Genomic DNA, 17354 nt, shown 5'->3' with positions numbered 1-17354 from the left:
CCTCACCACAAACATTTTCTCATTGAATTGCCGGCTTGGCCCAGCATGCCCGCCTTGGATCGGAACCTAGCTCGGTCCTAATCTAGAAGATTCTCAGTCAGATCTTCGAATCTCTGAACCACCACTCTCCAACCGACCCTCCCGAAGTAGTCCATTGATCAGCGATCGCGCAGCATCTTCTATCGCTGGCCCCGTTCGGCGAAATCCCATCCACCGAGCGAAGGAACGAATGGCCTCCTCGCGTACCGCCCATTGACGCCCCTGCAAAGAAGCCAAAAATTGCTCCTTCAGAAAGTCGCGATCATAATCTTCGATCGCACGAGCGAATAGACGGATAACCCCGCGCTCGCTCGTCGTGATTCCGCGCCGAGCTGCTGCCCGCATCGCATTGTCAAGTTCGTCGTAAACCCGCGCGCCTGTGCGCTGGTAACCCAACTCTCGCGCAAGCGCGTCGATTGCCGCGTCCCGTTCTCGCCCCTGACCGTCGCCGAACAGATGGCGAATCCTGCAAATCAATTCCTCTCGGTCTAGGTCGTCCGGATTGAGGCGTGTAGCCTCAAAGGCGGTCTTATAAGGTGGCGCTTCGGGTTCAGCTGCCTTCAGACGATCTGACGGAGCGGCCTGATACGCGCCTGGCGCGCTTACGGACACCACACCGCCTGAAACCTCGTGGGTCCCTACTTCGTCGTCCGATGCAAACGCTCCCGGCCACCCACCGTACTGCTCGATTGCCTCGTCGATCTCCTCCATAAGGCGGGCAGTTTCGGAGAGCGCGACCACGATCTTCTGATAGTGCACGACCTCGTTCTTCGAAAGTGTACTACCCCTGCGATCCTTTAGCCATTTCTCACAAACTTGGTAGCCACCAATCCGGAAATCCCACACGGACTGGCTCACGCCACGAAAGCCGATAGTTTGGGCCCTGTCGATCCAAACGGCGTTACGCGCCCACGTAATTTTCTCAACCTCCGGGTCCCCACTGCCAACAAACTCAGTGATAGCTTGGTCGAGCTTTGGCGATTCCAATATGTGCAACGCGACAAGTTCGCCACCTAGTTCGCAAAGCGTCCGGAAGAGCCTTAGATTCCCGGTCAGTGGTAGGCGCGGAAAATCGATCTTCAGAAACTCCGAGTAGAGGTTTCGATAGCCAGGGCTGTGAAGTATTGCGTAGGCGTAGTAAAAGATATCTTCTGGTGTCACCCCGATGGGGAGGCCGTTACCTTCGGTTGAAAGCTTCAGTCGCTGCGCAAGCGCCTTGAGGAATGGTACCCCAAGGTTAATTCTGCCATGGCTGAACGATAGTGAACGCTGACCCGCTTGTTCGCCGTGCAAATAGAGGGGAAAGAGGTAATTGTATTCGCGCGTTTGAAGAGAGATCGTGTTGCCGTCGATTAGTTGCCTGGTGGCGAAAACATGCTGAAATGTCGGCAGCGAAAGCTGCCGCGTTACGATAAGCCCCAAGTTCTGATGAACCATTTGAGACATGACGTCATACCTCGGATACGCGACGAAGCCCTTTGACCTATTATCCAGTACAGTCCAACGCTTATCGAACGGGCGATAAAGAATTGGCGCGATGGTCTCGGGAGACCTGAGGATTTCCTTCGCGTGCGCAGACGCCCATTCAATTCTCCAATCCCGCCCGTCGTCGGGAAGTCCATACAGACTCCTCAACTCGCTTGCGGGGAGTCGAGAAAATCTCTTGAGCGTAACTAGAAGATTCTCTTTTGACTCCGCGATTGCGACATTGTCGCGCTTTGTTTGAATACCGCTGGAAAAGAGCGGGAACACTTGTTGCACCGGCATCCCACGTTGATATTCGGCAATGCGATCAAAATCCTTTGGAACGAAAAAGAAATGCGGAGGCGCTGCTGGTAGTTGCGCCCACGGTGTTATCCCAGCGTGCAGATTTGCCAGCGCAACATACTTTGCGGTCCGATCGCCCCATAGCTCACCGTAATAAACCTTCGATTGGCTTTCACTTGACAAATTGCGAGCGAAAATCCCGACGCAAACACCAATGGTAATATCGAAGACGTTTTCATCCTTCGATCCATCGGGAGCCTGTTCTCGCCTTTTGCTACTCCCGTGCAGATCAAGCAATCGGATGGTGCGAAAGCTTTCCATCAGGGATTGGCGCATCCTTCGATGAGTTACGCCGTCCGCATAGACATTATTTGTAATGTATCCGAGCACGCCAGCGCCGCTCTGGCAGATGAGGTGTTGGCCGATGCGAACAAATTTTATGAAGTCGTCATCCAGATTGAGTTTCTTCTCGTTCAGGCCACGTTTATAATCGTCGAGCAGATCAAGAACAAATGGGCCCCTATTCAGCTGCCCAAAATTTGAATATGGCGGATTCCCCACCACGACTGTAAAGCGCTTGTGCCGTTTGATTTCATTAACGGCAGCCGCTTCGTGAGCCAAAGCATCCAAGCCGATGAGTGGAAGCTGCTTTAGCCAGGGTTCAAGAGCGTTTGTAAGGTAAATGCGCGCACGTTCTTCCACTTCAAATTGATAGCCGGTCTCGGCAAGCTTGAGACCGATCTTCATGTGCGCAATGGCGTAAGGAGCCATCATGAGCTCGTACGCATGGAGGCGTGGAAGCAGATGTCTGGGCACATAATCGTTCCACGCAGCGCGCCGCTGCTCGCCCGTCAGACGTTGCTGCTTCCATTTTTCTGTAAGCGTATGATGAATTACGTCGATCACTTCCACAAGGAAAGTAGCGGTGCCCGTCGCCGGATCCAGGATTTGAACGAATGGCTCATCGGGCGAAATCGTCCGCTGCTCGTCCTTCAAGTCGGTAAGTAGAGGCAGTTGTAGACCTGAGTGCCTTTCCAGTATCTCGCCCCAGGTAGCAGTGTCGGCGAGACCATCGACGAGACCAAACTCAGTCTGCAACATTTCGTGGACGCTACGTACAATGTACGAGACTACCGGTTGCGGCGTGTAGAAGACTCCTCGTTGAATTCTTAACTGCTTGTTGTAGGCATGCAAAAAGAGTTCGTAAAAGTGAATTACAGGGTCGTCTTGTCGGTTTTTGTCACCAAAATCCCTGACTACCGCTTCCATGTTGGCGGCATCAAGCAAGTCGATTACTTCACTTACGCCGAGCTCGTCGAAATCAATGCCTGGCCCGCCCGCTTTACCCCTGCGGCCGCCAACGTGCAGGAAATGCTCCATAAGTTCGCGAAGAAAAGGACTTGTGCGCATATGGGCAGCAAAATCGTCTGCCGTCTTCTTGGTAGGATCTGCAATTCGTGCTGAAAGGAGGCCGTACGCAATCGTCTGCGCATACATGTCAGCGAAGCCATCAGCGTCGAGATCGTGGACCAACGCCTGTTGGAACGCCTTCATTAGCTTGGTAAGTGGGCCATTTTCGGTCTCGATGGCTACTGCGGTCTTGATGCGGTCGCAAATGCTTCGCGCCAGCTCAGCAAGCCGAATAGATAACTCTTTCGAGGTTGTTACAACCTCGCGGTGGCGCAGGTTAAAGGCGGTCCGCCAATTGGTTCGCCAGGCGTCAGGATCGGAGTCATCCTTTGGCCATGCGAGGTGCTGTGTTAGTTCTTTGGCGACGGCATCAAGATGCAGCGCTGTATCGAGGTTATCCCAACCTAATACCTTGAGAGTCGGAAGGTCGCGGCCGTCCTCGGCCCTTGAGAAGTGGGCGAAGCTGATCTGTCGCTCCTCCCCGTGCCCGTAGTTGGAGATGAAGAGCAAGTCATCTGCCGCCCATGCTGCTCGTTCGGCAGCATTAGCAGAAGCACGCTTCTTTAGTGCGACGGAGCTCAGAATGCGCCGTAACGCGACAACAGGAAGGTTCTTTGGCTCGAACTTTACGAAAAATATACCCCAAGGTTGATTTGGCGAAAGCGGGCGCAGACGTTTGATTTCTTGAATCTTCGCTGCGCTCTTGGCCTCTATGCCGAGCTCTTCTGGAGTATAGTCAAAAGTCACCTCCTCGAAATCGTCCCCTTCGATCGGCCAGCCCATTGGATCACGCAGATAGCGGACAAGCTGGTCGAAACGCTTAATAGCGGCAAGTTCAACCCGATGATCGCTTGGCACAGGCTCAGCCCTCGTTGATTTCCATCCAGCACTTGAGTGCTGGCTTTATACCCACAGGGGCGTCTACCCGCTTCAGGTACGTGTTCTTGATGTGTCTCTCGATTTTGCCGCGGAGATCGACCAGAGCCCCTTCCGCCATCTTGCAATGTCGCGGCGTGTCCGGCTCGGAGCGAATGCTGGCGACGATCTCACCCGGTTCTTCCAGAATGGTATTTCGGTCGAGGTCGTATAGATACCAACGAGTCGTTCCTGCTTCATGGGAGAATTCGCCAGTCTCCTTATCGAGGGCGGGGAGGCTATAGCAAAAGAACGCACCCGATATGCCCTTCCGCGGCCGTTGCCTTCCGCTGAAAAACCCGCCCGGCATTTTCCTCAGGCGATCCTGAAGCGTTGGATCGCTCAAGAGCAGAAGTTGATACTCGAGGTGCATTTCCTCAACCGCCGATTTGGTCCCCTCATATGCGTGATTGAACTCCTTGAGCGCATCATAGTCGTCATCAGGCCGCAGAAGTTTCTTTCCCTCGATTCCGAAAGTCTTCGAAATCAGCAGCGTCTTCTGAGTCACCTTTGTGTACAACGTCAGAATTGCGTTCAATTCGTCAGGAGGCAGGAAATTCCAGAAACTCACTTTGCCGCGCGACGAGGCGACATCTGGATGATCGCCTATAAGACGCTTCTCGACTTCTGGATTCATTCGACGATCAACACGGCCAATGCGTTGCATTAGCCGGACCGGATTCCAATGAATATCGTAATTGATCATCCGAGATGCATCTTGGAGGTTCAAACCTTCTGAAAGCACGTCGGTTGAGATCAACACCCGGATTTCGTCGCGACCGGCGTCGACCAGCATCTTGCTCGTGTGCGCATTGTAATAAGGGGAGAACCGCTGGATCACGTCCGCGCGATTTGTCTTTGTTGCGCTGTCAACCTCCGCCACTCCGTTGATGCCCGCCGCGTCCAGTTGACGCTTCAAATACCCAGCAGTATCGGCGAACTCGGTAAAAATCAGAACTTTCTGGCCGGCCAACTCCTTGGATTTCAGGAGACGGATGAGCTTCTGCAATTTGTCATCGTGTTTAGTTTCGAACTTTCTAGCCTCCTCTATGAACTGGACTATCTGATCGAGGTCTAGAAACGTCTCTGACATCATCTCCGCGACGTCGTAATCCTCTCTCTTGAGGCGCTCCACCGCATCGACCATCTCCTGCGGCACGACATCGTCGTCAAGATCGCTATCTTCGTCTGGCCAGAGTTCGAGCTGCCGAGTTGCGGCATAGCCGAGGACCTCAGCATTCTGAGATTTCCAACGTTCCAGACGCCTTTTCTCCGAGTCGGTCTCACTGTGCACCTCAAGAAATGCAAGCAACTTCCGGAGCAAGCGATCACACGACAGCTCGAACGCGGCGACTGAGCTTTCAAAACGTTTGAGAAAATTGGTCCTGATCAGACCAACGACCTGTTCCTGTCGTCCCTCTTCAAGGGGGTCTATGCTCTTATCGCTGCCCTTATACCAGGCGAGAGGGTAATACATGGGCAGTGTAAACAACGGTTTCTTACGGGTGAATGCTTTCTCAAACATCTCCAGCAAACGCCCGTAGGTCTTCCGAATGGAATACTCGGCTACTTGGGGCGGTCTTCGATCCGGGAACACTGCCGCATTACCCGACTCACGCATCTGGCTTTCGCGCGCGTAAGTTCGACTTCTCTGAACTACAAGGCTCTTGAAAATCTCGTCGCCTGCGAGAAATTCCTGCACCTCGCCCATATGACCGGATACATCCGCAACTTCAGGGCCGACTGATTTTCGCAATTGCTTTTCGATGTTGTTGAAGTGCGAGCGGAGATTGTTAACACCGAGAGTTCGCGCGAAATAAGCTTCTTCCCGGCGAGTGAACAGCTCCGCCATGTGACGGAAATCACTGATTCGATTATTGATCGGTGTGGCTGTGAGCATGAAGACGCTCTTCGGACGTACCGTCGAATCCAAGAGATCGTAGAGCTGATAATATCGTGACGGAAGGCTCGCGCTGTCCGACTTGCGAACTCCCGGATTGCGAAAATGATGAGCTTCGTCGATGATGACGACATCGGCCAACTCTGCAATACGACGAAACCGTTCCGGGAATTCACCCTTTCGCCCGAGATCAGTATGGCTGAACACTGCCAAATTGCTGAAGTCGGCATTCCCGCCCACTCCGCCAATATGGGGAAGATATTGCCGCAGGTGAGGCTCCCAAACACCGTCCTTTGCAGCCTTCGGCGCAAATAGCACGACGCGTTTCCCTTCGTGTAAGACCAGACGTTCGATCAGCATCAAGCCAACGAAGGTTTTGCCTAGGCCGACGCCGTCACAGAGAAACGCTCCTCCATGCTGCCTTGCGATCTTCATCAAGGCCCAATACGCCTCCTTCTGGTAGCGATCGATCCTCGGGAACATCTTCGAGCGGGTCTCGTCCCACTCCGTGGCCGTTAGTTCGTGACCACGGAAGAATTCGTGCAACGACTTGGCGTAAACATCGAAAGGCGAGTAGAGCTGTACATGGCGCGATATCGCCTCAAAAATGAGATCGGTTACGTCAACCGCTTCTTTCCAGTGAGCATCAAACCACTCCTGGAGCTGTGTGACTTCGCGCGCGCTTTGGATCTGAACGTTAAGTTCAATGTTCTTGGTCAAGCCCGGCATCGTGAAATTGCTTGAACCAACCAACGCTTGTGAGCCGACGACATCAAGACGTGCGTGTGTAATATACGTCTTAGCGTGAAACTTATCACGGTCGTAGACCCGACACTCGATCTGCCGGGACTGCAGTGCAGTTAGAATCGCCGGCACACCTCGGAGGAACGGGTTTGGTTCTTTCGTCGCTTCCAGGCTTCTGTCGAGCTCGTCAACGGCCTTTTTGACTACAGTATCCAAAAAGGCCTTTCTCGATCGATGCGAGGTATCGGCCCCCATAAGTATTCGAATCTTTTCAAGCGACTGCCATTTGCCGTCAAGCGCCAGAATGGTGCCGATATCGAAATAGCCAGTTGCGATGTCAAAGCCCTTGGCTATTTCAGTCCACTCTTCGAGATACTGCAGGGCGGTCCAACCCGAGACACTGTTGTCGACAATGAAAAGATCGCGGCCCTTTCGCTCCTCATTCATGACCGAGCTCCGCGAGCAGACGCAACCACGGCTTGACGCTTCAAAACCTCTGTCTCGAAGGCATCAAGGACGAGATCGTACGAGCCCTCATTTTTGCCAACCTTCTGAGGATCCGCACGGAATGCATCGAGAATGACGCGGTATTTCTTCACAATCGCTTCCAAGTGCTCGTCCAGGAACCGGAATGGATCCTCCTTCCAACGGACATGACCATTTGCGTCTTTCTCCATAAGTGCCCGCAGCCCATAGACCAGAGGCATGATCAGGCCGTCTGGATAGGCATAATCGACTTCCACATCCGTGAAATGAGTGCGCGGCTTCGATCGCATCCTGTCCGCCATCTTGACGACGGCAAGGCCGCCGAAGCGACCTTCGCGATCGCCATTGTAGGCCGCCGGAAACTCCCGATAGATCTTGTCGTAAAGCTCAGGCAACTGGCCAGCGATGACAAGTGCGCTGTGCACCGCGGTGTTATGAAGTTCATGCGTGTAATCTCCATTGGAGGCTCTGGAGACACGCTCGTCGCCCATCAGCGTATCGAAGTGCTTGGCGAGCTCGCCCTTGTTCCGATAAATATTCTGAGGCGGGATTTTGAACTCCACTGGCAAATCAATTACCGACAACGGAATCCATGCGAGCGCGATCAAATCGCGTACTTTGACCTCGCCACCATCATTAGTTTTCCACTCGACGCGATTCGCGATCGACGGCTGCAGGGACTTGCGGAGGTATTCGTAGAATCCCTTCTTGTTCGCCTTGGTCTCCAACGTTAGTTCGACGTTGTTATTGCGAGCGGCGCAAATATCAAGAAGAGAGCTGTTGAAGTCGTCCACGGTCTCGCTGTTCGCGATGTCCGCGGGGACAAGAACCTCCACCGGGACAAGAAAGTCGAGCGGCCCACCTCCCGCTTCTTCGCCCGCAACGCGTTTAAGCTCGGCAATCTCTTCACGGTTTGCGGCCCAAGCATCCTTCAATTCGGTCCAGCGCTTGATCTTCTTGAAAATCCGGTCATCGCCGAGAGCCCGCGCCAATACGTAGGTACCGATAGCGAGCATGTTGTGCCCGCCATCCAAGATTCCCTCGATTTTCGTATTCTCGAAACGGATTTCATACCGTTTGCGCTCAAGCGCGGCGTAGTTTGAGGCGCCGACAAGAACCCCCTTTGTCTTGAAGGGAAAAGTGTCGGGCGTGTCGCAGATGCTCTCGATGATATCTGCGGTTACCGGGCCGGCTTTGGCTTCGCGAGGATTCGCTTCAAGATCCGCTGCATCAAACAGTTGCAGCATATTCTTGGCTCTGACAAAGCCCACAATACGGCGGACAGGCCCCTCCGTCTGCTCGGATACCTGCTCAAAACGGATAACGACTTTGGCGGGATTCATTCGGTTCTCCGAAAAGGAGAGACCGATTCTAGTGCGGATTCACGTAATATGACGGCTCAAGGGGCTCGAAAAAACAAAAACTTCCCATAAAGCCATCGCTATCCAGCAACACCACTACCAGAACCGTCTCGGGTTCTTGTTTCAGCTTCCGTCCGGAAGCATCATCAACATGCACAATCGCCGGTTGTTCGTCAAGATGCCTGTCGAATTGCCGAAGGGTAGCGTTTGTTGCGATGCGGCAAACAAAGTTGGCGGAGGATTTTGCGGGATGAGCGACCTCGACACCGGTAGCCGGAAGTCTGAGGCTCAGCCTCTGGACGAAACCAAGAAACTGGACAAGTTGTCCAGCTGACCTGACACAGGCCGTGAGGGATTGGGGAATTCGCTAGATGCGCGTGGGGGAAATGCCGTCTGAAAAGCCAGCATTGCCATCGCAGACGGTCACTGCGCAATTGACTCATTGGCTTCGGGAGGATTTCGAAATCGGGCCCGAGGCGAAGACCGATGTCGACCCCTGGGACCCGCTATCGACATTTCCCTCTCCTCCTTCCTCGGATGGCGAGCTTTATCGGGCTGGCGCAATTGGCTCGGAAGACTTCTGGGAGCCAGCACCTGCGAGCCATGCCGACTTGGAGATTGCCGGCGTTTTGAGCTGGCAGGCCGATATACGGCTTCCTGACTTCATTCCGCACGCTGCAGAGAATCCTTTCTACCTTGAGCTAAGAGCTCCCAGCAGCAGTGACAAAGCCGTTCAACGGGCTCGGTGGCTTGTATCGTTGCTGGACCTGCCCCAGCTCGAACGCCGGAGACTATTCGAACATCGCTTCTCGGAATTATTTTTCCAGCACCCCCATGCCGCAACGTTTTCAGCACTGGCCGATCTGGCTCTAGAAGATGCTGATGCCGACGATATTTGGTCTGCCTTCGAGTTAAGACAGATTTGGGCGTCGTCGCCTTTGTGGTGGAGTATGCGACGCAGAGGATCGCGCCAGCCCCTCATACCCTATGGCGGCATCAACATGCTCGGCTGGGCACGCTCATATCGGTTCGTGGCGAATAGGAAAGGTCTTCCGCCAGAGGCAATCATTGAATCCGACTGGTTCGATGATTGGTTGGAAACATCTATAGGCGATCCACTGTACTGGCGATTTATCGACTACGCGGAGGCAAGGATTGAGGCATTTGCGGCCGGAGTGCTCGCCTCTCCCGTCCCTCCGCGGCGCCACATTAGTTCGCGCCCAATGGTCACTATGGACGGCTTCAATTTATTCAATAGCTTTTCACGCACTGGGCTCTTGTGCCGCGGTCAAACTGAAGCGGTGGCCCTAACAAATACAAGCTCCGAAGACGTCCTTACTCCAAAGAAGGTCCGCGCATGAATGAGTTACTACCCATCGAGAATGCGTGGGTGTGCCGAATCGGCAATCCGTCCAAGATCGGCTTCGTAAGACGGATTTTCGACCTCGCTGATGGGCCGCTCATCGAAGTGGATTTCGGACCAAATGGCATATCACGGCTAAAGCCCGGAGACTGGGGCTGCGGTTTGCGCCCCGGGTTCACGGTGCAAGACGTACCATTGTCAGGTGTTCGCGAAACCTTCGGAACCGGAACGGTGCTGAAGACCCGAGAACTCGCCACGCGTCATCAAGCCCTCGTTCAGTTTCACATGACGGGTCACACGCTTTGGCTGCCATTCGAACGCCTGCGCAGAATCATGGATCCCGACCTGCGCTATCGCCGTTCTGAACCGGCGACACGGGATTCTGCCGATCGTCTCGCACTAAATGTCATGGCCCACCTCCTTCGGTCCTGGAATGAGGCTACCGGCGCCTTGGACCGATTGGACGTCGATCCGCTTCCTCACCAAATCGGGCTAGTTCATCGCATCTTAAATTCAGGTCAATCAAATTGGCTGATCGCAGACGACGTTGGATTAGGAAAGACGATCGAGATCGGACTTCTCCTAGCGGCGCTCGAAAGACGTCAGAACGTCCGTCGTATCCTGATTGTCGTTCCCTCCGGCCTGACCCGGCAATGGAAGGAGGAAATGCTCATCAAGTTTGATCGCCGATTTCTCATTTATGGAATCGACTTTCGTGTGTCGGATCCTCGGGAATGGGGTCTCTATGAACGCGTCATCGTGTCTCTTGATCTTGCAAAGCCGCGCAGCGCCCAAGATGACGGACGGGACGCTGATACAAGCTTTGGAATGTTCATGGCGGCCGGAGCGTGGGATATCATAATCTTTGATGAAGCCCACCGTCTGTCTCGCGATGAACAGGGTCGATCCACGTTGCGATTTCGGCTTGCCCAAGGATTGCGTGAACGTACCGATGCGCTGGTGTTGCTAACGGGCACTCCGCATCAAGGTGATCAAGGAAAATTTCGAAACTTGCTGACGTTGGTTCGCCCTGATCTGGCAACTTTAATTAGTAACATCGATCACACTCCCGATGTGGTGCGCGAGATCATTCTAAGAAACCGAAAGATTGACGCCGTTGACATGGACGGCAATTTTCTCTTCCACGGTTTGCTGGTCAGGCGCGTTGAAGTGGAGACTGATGAACAATTTGGGGATCTGGAAGCGCGTCTAAGACAGTATTTATCCAGAGGATACGGCGCCGGCGATGCCATCGGCGGCAAGGAAGGACGAGCTGTCGGTTTCGTGATGACAATCTATCGTAAGCTCGCCTCCTCATCGGTTGCTGCACTTTGGATTGCCCTGCGACGGCGACTTGATCGATTGTCCGAGCAGCCAGCGTCTTCCGAAGATAAGGCGGAAGCGTTTGATGAAGATGATCAACCCGAAGCCGACGACAATTTAGACCAGCACGGACCAGTCCAAAAACGTCAGCCGTTCTTTGAAGGCGAAGAGATCATGCTCAAGGACCTGATCGCACGTGGAGAAGCGTGCATGAGAACGGACCGGAAGGGAGCGGCTCTCGTTGAAATCGTGCGCGAGGTGGTACGCGACCAGGGCGAAAAGATACTGATTTTCACGGAGTTCCGATCTACTCAGGCGTATCTACTCCATCAAGTTCAGCGCCTCCTCGGAGTCCGACCGGCAATAATTCATGGCGGCATGACGGTGGATGAGAAGCGGGAAGCCGTTCGGTCCTTCGAAGGTGAGATCCCCGTCCTTATCTCCACGGAGGCGGGCGGCGAAGGTCTGAACTTGCATCAACGGTGCCACATCCTTGTAAACTTTGACTTGCCTTGGAATCCTGCGCGTCTAACGCAGAGAATGGGACGGCTTTACCGATACGGCCAGAAAGAACGGGTCGTGGCCATCAATTTCCATGCGCGCGATACGATCGACAATGAAATTGTTTCGACCGTAGTTGACCGTGTTGATACGATTGTGCGCGAGATGAAGAGTGTCGGATCAGAGTTCGACGAGCGGTACGCGGCAGAGGTCATGGGCGAGCTTTTGGAGCGCGTCGATATTTCTGAACTATTGGATGAGGCCCGCAACGGACATGTTGAGCGGACCAAGGAACGCATTGATGCTGCTATTGCGGAAGCAAGCAGGGCTAAAAAACTACAAGACGAGGTCCTCAGTCAGATTGATCGACTGGATACTCGCAAGCAGTCACTCAGCGGCTACACCACTGCTAACGTGGCCGCGTTTATCCAGCGGGCTGCCACACGATTTGAAATCGAGGTAGTTCCGTCGCCTGACCTCGAACATTTCACCCTCCGCCTGCCTTCCAATTTAAGAGGAACTTTCCGGGAATTTGGAAATCGAACGGTGATAGCGGCCACGACTCGACGAACAGATTGGAATCCCGGGAGTGAAGTGGTCCTGATAGACTTTTCGGGTACCTTCTTGAAACATCTCGTAACCTCGGTGACAGCGGCAGAGTTCGGCGGTTCATATGCCACCTTTGCGGAAGATTCTAACCTGCCCAAGTTCTTTGCCGTCTTTTTGGCAAGGTACCAGGACGACCAAGGGCATCACCAAGGCGAAGACTTGATTGTTGTTCAACAAGAGAATGAATCGTTTGCCGTTGACGGACAATTTCTCGGTCGGCTTTTTGACGCCCCACTCCGCGAGGCGGATCCGATCAAGCGGGATCCGTTAGCAAAAAAAGCAGAACTGGATGCGGCGAGAGATCGCGCGGAACTGGCGATGGCGAAGGATGTCACGCAATTCCGACATCCAAACGACTTGGTTACATTGGCGATAGCAGAGTTAGGTTCGCCTCTCGGGGATTGAAGCAAGCCAACCGCGATCGGACTAGATCAGATCCGGATCTGGCGTCCGGCTGCTGGCCCTGCGATCCCTCCTCAGCACGCAATTTCCCAGTGCGAGCTAAGTGCCTCTCCTCTGCTTTCGGGTTGCGCATGCAACCGACTAGCCGAGCGGCAATGAGCAGAGGGAAAGCCGTCAACAGGTCGGAAATCGCGAGGTGGTGCGGGCCGGAGCGTTCGCGACTACACGGCTCGCGCTTTCCGCTCAAAGGCGTGCCTTGACGGCTGGGGCGGCACGCCCCCAAACACGTGAGCTATGTCATGCCCAAGAAAGTGCGGCTGCAGGAGCGGCCCTCGGAGGCGCAGGACCGACTGTGACTGCAAGACCGATCAAGAGATGCAGACGCAGGAGCGTCAGCATAGCGTCGACGGCCAGGTCGGGACACGCGACCGACTGCCCCGGGTGTCAATCGGCGTTCAAATTTGGCTCTGACGCAATTTTGGTGCAGCTCCTTTCATTCTGCGCCGATTAATGGGGCTTGGAGCAGATCGATTTTCCCGCGGCCATACATTTGACGCCTGACGAGCTTGAGGCGCGTGATCTGACCTTCGGTCTGGCCGTTAGACCAGGGCAGAGTGATCGCTGCTCGGACCGCCGCTTCGTCCCTGGCGACGCCGCTGGCGAACGAGGCGACGAGACTAGCGCGGGCGCGCTCGATCCACGCGATGAGGCCAGCCTCGGTCTTGCGCCGGATCATCAGGTGGAATTCGGGTGATGATCTCGCGTGCCTCGACCAGGGTAGGCATACCAGCTTCGATCGCCGCGACCGTGACGGTCTCCACTTTCGTGAGCAAGTCGCGCCCGATTGTCATGAGGCGCGCGATCGTTCTGGCCGACGGAATTCTCTGAAGGTTTTGTGTGTCGGCCCTTTCCGCTCGTCGTCTGCGGGTCGCCCACTCGCTGATGACGCGGAGCGAGCCTCGGAACCCGCGCGCTGTTAAGCGACGCCAAAGTTCAGCTCCATTGCGGCAGCCGGACGCCCATTGATCGTCGAGCCATGGCAAGTGCAGATCCAACGAACTTTGCCGGGTTCGGAAGACGTCGTGACGGTCGCCGCGGACCACCTGTCGCACTAGCTTCCTGCTGTGGCAGGTCTGACGCACGATCTGCTTGATAGGTATGCCGTTCTTCGACAGAGCCAAGATGGCCGCGTTGGTCTCCTCGCGGCGCAGATAGCCCTCATACTGGAGGCGCTCGGCGGCTGTGAGCAGCTCGGGATCGATCGTGGTCGCACCGATGACGGTGCGTATCTGGCGCATCGATTTGCGCACGGCATCGAGGAAAGCCCGACTGGCGTTCTCCATCAGATGCCAACGATCGGCGACTTGTACTGCATGCGGTAGGGCCTTGGCCGCGGCTTCGCCATATCCGCCACCACGATCACGGGCGACGATTGCGATCGTGGGATGAGCAGAGAGCCACGCTTGGGCGGTTGCTGGTTCACGATCCGGCAGCAGGGTAACCACCCGGCGCCTTTCCAGGTTGCAGATGATGCTGGCGTATCGGTGATTCCGCCGCCAGGCCCAGTCATCAATGCCGATAACCCTGAGTGGGTCAGCTGGGGGACAGCTCCGAACTACCCGAAGAAGCGTATCTTTGCTCACCGGCAGCATCAGCCGCTTTGCAAAGCCTGCCGCCGGTCGACCGCCAAGCGAAGCGCTCGGTGAAGATTTGGCGCCCGCATAGGACGGCATCGCAGCGGAAGCGGCGGGCGATTACCAAGAGCTGGACGATCCGCCCCGAGAGCGGCAGATCGGTCACGCGGCGTCGATAGCGGCTATGGACACGTCGGGAAACCGTTCCGCACGATGGACACAGGCCCTCGCTTCCGGAAGCCCGAACCACAACAATCGCCTTATCATCCTCGTAGTAAGCACTCTCTACAACAAACCCACGCGGCACCAAACTGGAGCGGTGGAGTGCCTGCTGCATGGCGCTGATTCTCCTCCAGTCAAAGCGCCAGACATCCCTCAAACTGCATCAAAAGTGAGTCAGAGCCAATATTGCAGGCCGAATGACACACGCTCTTTCAACAGTGCCGGCGTAATGGCCGACGGCTCGCTCGAACGCGCTCATATGATAGCATCCGCGGCTCCGCTTGGGTCGTGAAGGCGCCTGCGCGGCCGCCGTTTTCTCTCTCCCAGGGGTTAGTCTTTACGGCTTGGGCGAAGGCCACGAACTCGATAGAGTTGGCGTTTCAACCCAGTACAACTCGTCTTCGCTGAGGTTGGAAGAAGGCAGCCGCAGGACCACGGCGTTAGCGAACGCCAAATGCGGGAACGCGGGACCGACTACCTCCGATTCCGTCAAGGCCGCCATTCCGAGTCCGGGATCTGCCTGGCCGCGAGCGCGGTAGAGTAGGACGCGCGGCTCGCCTGTGTTCTTCCTGTTGACGAGCATTGCTTCGAACCAAGGCGGGTTGGCTATTGATACTGTTCAGCCCGCTTTGCAAGGACCGCTTGCAGCCTGTCGTCCCTCGTACGTTTGTCGATCTTCCACGCCTCTACTAACCGCAACTCCCCGAGCTCCGCCTTTCGCTTGGCCCGGAGCAAGGTCTTGGCGAGACGCCAGATCGTTCTGTTCGTTAGCTGCTGAACAATCTTGGCCTGCTGTTCGCTAATTACCTTGGGTCCATAGCCGTCTGAGACGTTGCCCTTGGTCGAGTGGCCAAAGATCACCTTCCGGGATCGCTCGCTCAGGCCTTGAACATCATCGATCATGCCTTTGAAGGCGTGACGCGCCGAATAGTTCGAGAGACCCGGCCGGTGGATCTTCAGCTTCTTGAGACCGTAAGTGCACGCCTTCGTCAGGACGTGGCTCCACATGATCTGCTCGGTCTTGGGCCTCACATACACCTTCCAATCCGGGAAGAGCCACTGCTCGTAGCCTGGTCCTCGATAGCCGCGAGCCGCTCTTCCGAGAGGTGATCCCGGCCGCCGGCCTCTTTAATCTTTGCCTGCCGGTAGGCGCTCACGATCGCATCGCGATATTCGACGATCCCAAGCTTGAGTAGCAGCCGGTGGATCGCAATCCACCGATACGCCGATTTCGTCTTGCCTCGCGTTCCGCCGGGCTGAGGATCGAACCGCTGCTTTTCCGTCTCGTCAGGCGCAAACGGGGCATACCGGAAATGCGGCTCACCACGGAAATCCAGGATATCGCGGCACCGCAATTGCGCGATTTCGCTCGGACGCATGCCAGCGAGCAGTTCGATCAGATTGGCCCAGAAGAAGTAACCCTGGATGTACTGAGGTCCGGAGATCCAGCAATGAGCGATGCTCTTGCAGCCGGTGAAGGGAGCTGCGCCAAAAAAAGTGAGGACCTCATCTTCGTTGTAAGCATCCCGCTCTGCCGCCGGACGGTTGAGCTTGGTACCGAATTCAAACGACGGGACCGGACCATGGGCGAACCAGTGCTCGACCGCGAACTTCCAGAATGCATTCAAACCTGGCGCATACTTCCCATCCAGGGTCGTTTGGCTGACGCGCTTGAGCTGGACGATTTTTCCATCGCGCTCGCGCACCCATCCGTTCTCCCGGGCCGTAGACCAACGGAAGTACAGAGATCGCTCATCTTGTCCGAATCCCTTCGGGTGCGGAATCTCGGCAACCTCTCTGGTGATAGTCAGGAGGTGATCCCCGTTGATGTCCAACATCACCGGGTCATTCAGCAGGTTGATCACGAAATTAACGATCGGAGCGACCTCGCTCTCCACGCGACCATCGATGCCTTGAGCTCTCTGGGTGGTCAGAAAGCGGGTCAGTACCTCCGACATCTTCAGCCGAACGTACTTGGCAGATTGCGCCGTGGCCGGTTGGGCTGGCGCGAGCGGCACCTCAACACCAAAAGTCCGGATCGCCACATCAGGCGGAGGCTGCACCACGGCTGGTTGGCAAGCGCATACTCCAGGCGCTTGCGCTCCAACTGTCCTTCGACGGATTTGCTCTTTTCGAGCGCGTTGGACGCACGGCTGTTCTCGCGAACTAGCGCGACGAAATGCTCATCCCATCCGGGGATGACATCGTTGGGGTTCAGCTTCAGGAGGCGCACGGCGTATTGGGCGCAGAACGCCGTGGATTGAAACGCGCGCCGTTCGACAAAGTCGGCTTCATCCCGAACGGGCTCAACCGCCAGCGCCTGTAGCCGCGGCCACAGCGCCTGCAGTGCCTCCGTCGGATCTTCGGCCGCCTTTACGTTCATCATCCAACTCGCAATTCGGGCAGCCCGGCGAACCGCGACCCTCTGGTCGGATGTCCGCAGGCTCATCCGAAACGCTGGCTTGGATGCCGGCATGAGGCAAGCCGGGAGGCGCACTCTAAACAGGTATCTGCCGTCTCGACGGCAAACATAGGCGTGACGAGCCATCTCGAACACCGTGTCCAATCGTGGGGACACAGGTCACGCCGCCACCGCGGAAAGCGGTGATTTCATTGAAATCGCTGAAGAATTTCAGGAGTTGGTAGCTACCCTGCGTATGGTAGCGGGGGAGGGACTC

8 protein-coding genes and 1 pseudogene are annotated in these 17354 nt (G+C 55.6%); 2 read left to right on the top strand and 7 right to left on the bottom strand.

The annotated features are described in order from the left end of the window. Positions 1 to 93: 93 nt before the first annotated feature. From OZ411_RS22390 to OZ411_RS22380, 3 genes are read right to left on the bottom strand one after another with little or no spacing between them, the layout of a single operon-like run. Positions 94 to 4074, bottom strand: coding sequence for a type ISP restriction/modification enzyme (locus OZ411_RS22390; RefSeq protein WP_282529677.1), 3981 nt, complete (start codon positions 4072 to 4074; stop codon positions 94 to 96). A gap of 4 nt (positions 4075 to 4078) precedes the next feature. Then, positions 4079 to 7222: a helicase-related protein gene (locus tag OZ411_RS22385; RefSeq protein ID WP_282529676.1), complete on the bottom strand. Its 3144-nt coding sequence runs from the start codon at positions 7220 to 7222 to the stop codon at positions 4079 to 4081. Then, a complete protein-coding gene (locus tag OZ411_RS22380; protein ID WP_282529675.1) occupies positions 7219 to 8604 on the bottom strand; it encodes a hypothetical protein in 1386 nt (461 codons plus the stop codon). The genes OZ411_RS22385 and OZ411_RS22380 overlap by 4 nt, the downstream gene beginning before the upstream one ends. A 389-nt stretch (positions 8605 to 8993) precedes the next feature. Here OZ411_RS22380 and OZ411_RS22375 point away from each other — a divergent pair, with 389 nt between their 5' ends. Together OZ411_RS22375 and OZ411_RS22370 are read left to right on the top strand one after the other, a co-directional pair. Continuing rightward, positions 8994 to 9983: a hypothetical protein gene (locus OZ411_RS22375; protein ID WP_282529674.1), complete on the top strand. Its 990-nt coding sequence runs from the start codon at positions 8994 to 8996 to the stop codon at positions 9981 to 9983. Beyond that, entirely contained in the window at positions 9980 to 12823 is a 2844-nt protein-coding gene (locus tag OZ411_RS22370) for a DEAD/DEAH box helicase (RefSeq protein ID WP_282529673.1), read from the top strand. The genes OZ411_RS22375 and OZ411_RS22370 overlap by 4 nt, the downstream gene beginning before the upstream one ends. Before the next feature lie 490 nt (positions 12824 to 13313). On the opposite strand, the pseudogene OZ411_RS22365 reads toward OZ411_RS22370, so the two are convergent. The 4 genes and pseudogenes from OZ411_RS22365 to OZ411_RS22350 all read right to left on the bottom strand — a co-directional run bounded on the left by OZ411_RS22365 (position 13314) and on the right by OZ411_RS22350 (position 17059). Further along, positions 13314 to 14791, bottom strand: a pseudogene (locus OZ411_RS22365) (ISL3 family transposase). Between the two features lie 491 nt (positions 14792 to 15282). Then, on the bottom strand, positions 15283 to 15708 hold the full coding sequence (locus tag OZ411_RS22360; RefSeq protein WP_282529672.1) for a hypothetical protein: 426 nt from the start codon (positions 15706 to 15708) through the stop codon (positions 15283 to 15285). Next, positions 15705 to 16634 carry a hypothetical protein gene (locus OZ411_RS22355; RefSeq protein WP_282529671.1) on the bottom strand — a complete coding sequence of 310 codons (930 nt, stop codon included), beginning with the start codon at positions 16632 to 16634 and terminating at the stop codon, positions 15705 to 15707. The genes OZ411_RS22360 and OZ411_RS22355 overlap by 4 nt, the downstream gene beginning before the upstream one ends. Positions 16635 to 16636: 2 nt before the next feature. Beyond that, positions 16637 to 17059: a hypothetical protein gene (locus OZ411_RS22350; RefSeq protein WP_282529670.1), complete on the bottom strand. Its 423-nt coding sequence runs from the start codon at positions 17057 to 17059 to the stop codon at positions 16637 to 16639. Positions 17060 to 17354: the final 295 nt, after the last annotated feature.

The organism is Bradyrhizobium sp. Arg237L, from assembly GCF_029990105.1.
Lineage (GTDB): Bacteria > Pseudomonadota > Alphaproteobacteria > Rhizobiales > Xanthobacteraceae > Bradyrhizobium.
The sequence above is the reverse complement of the archived record's forward strand: the minus strand, read 5'-3'. Positions and strand labels throughout refer to the sequence as shown.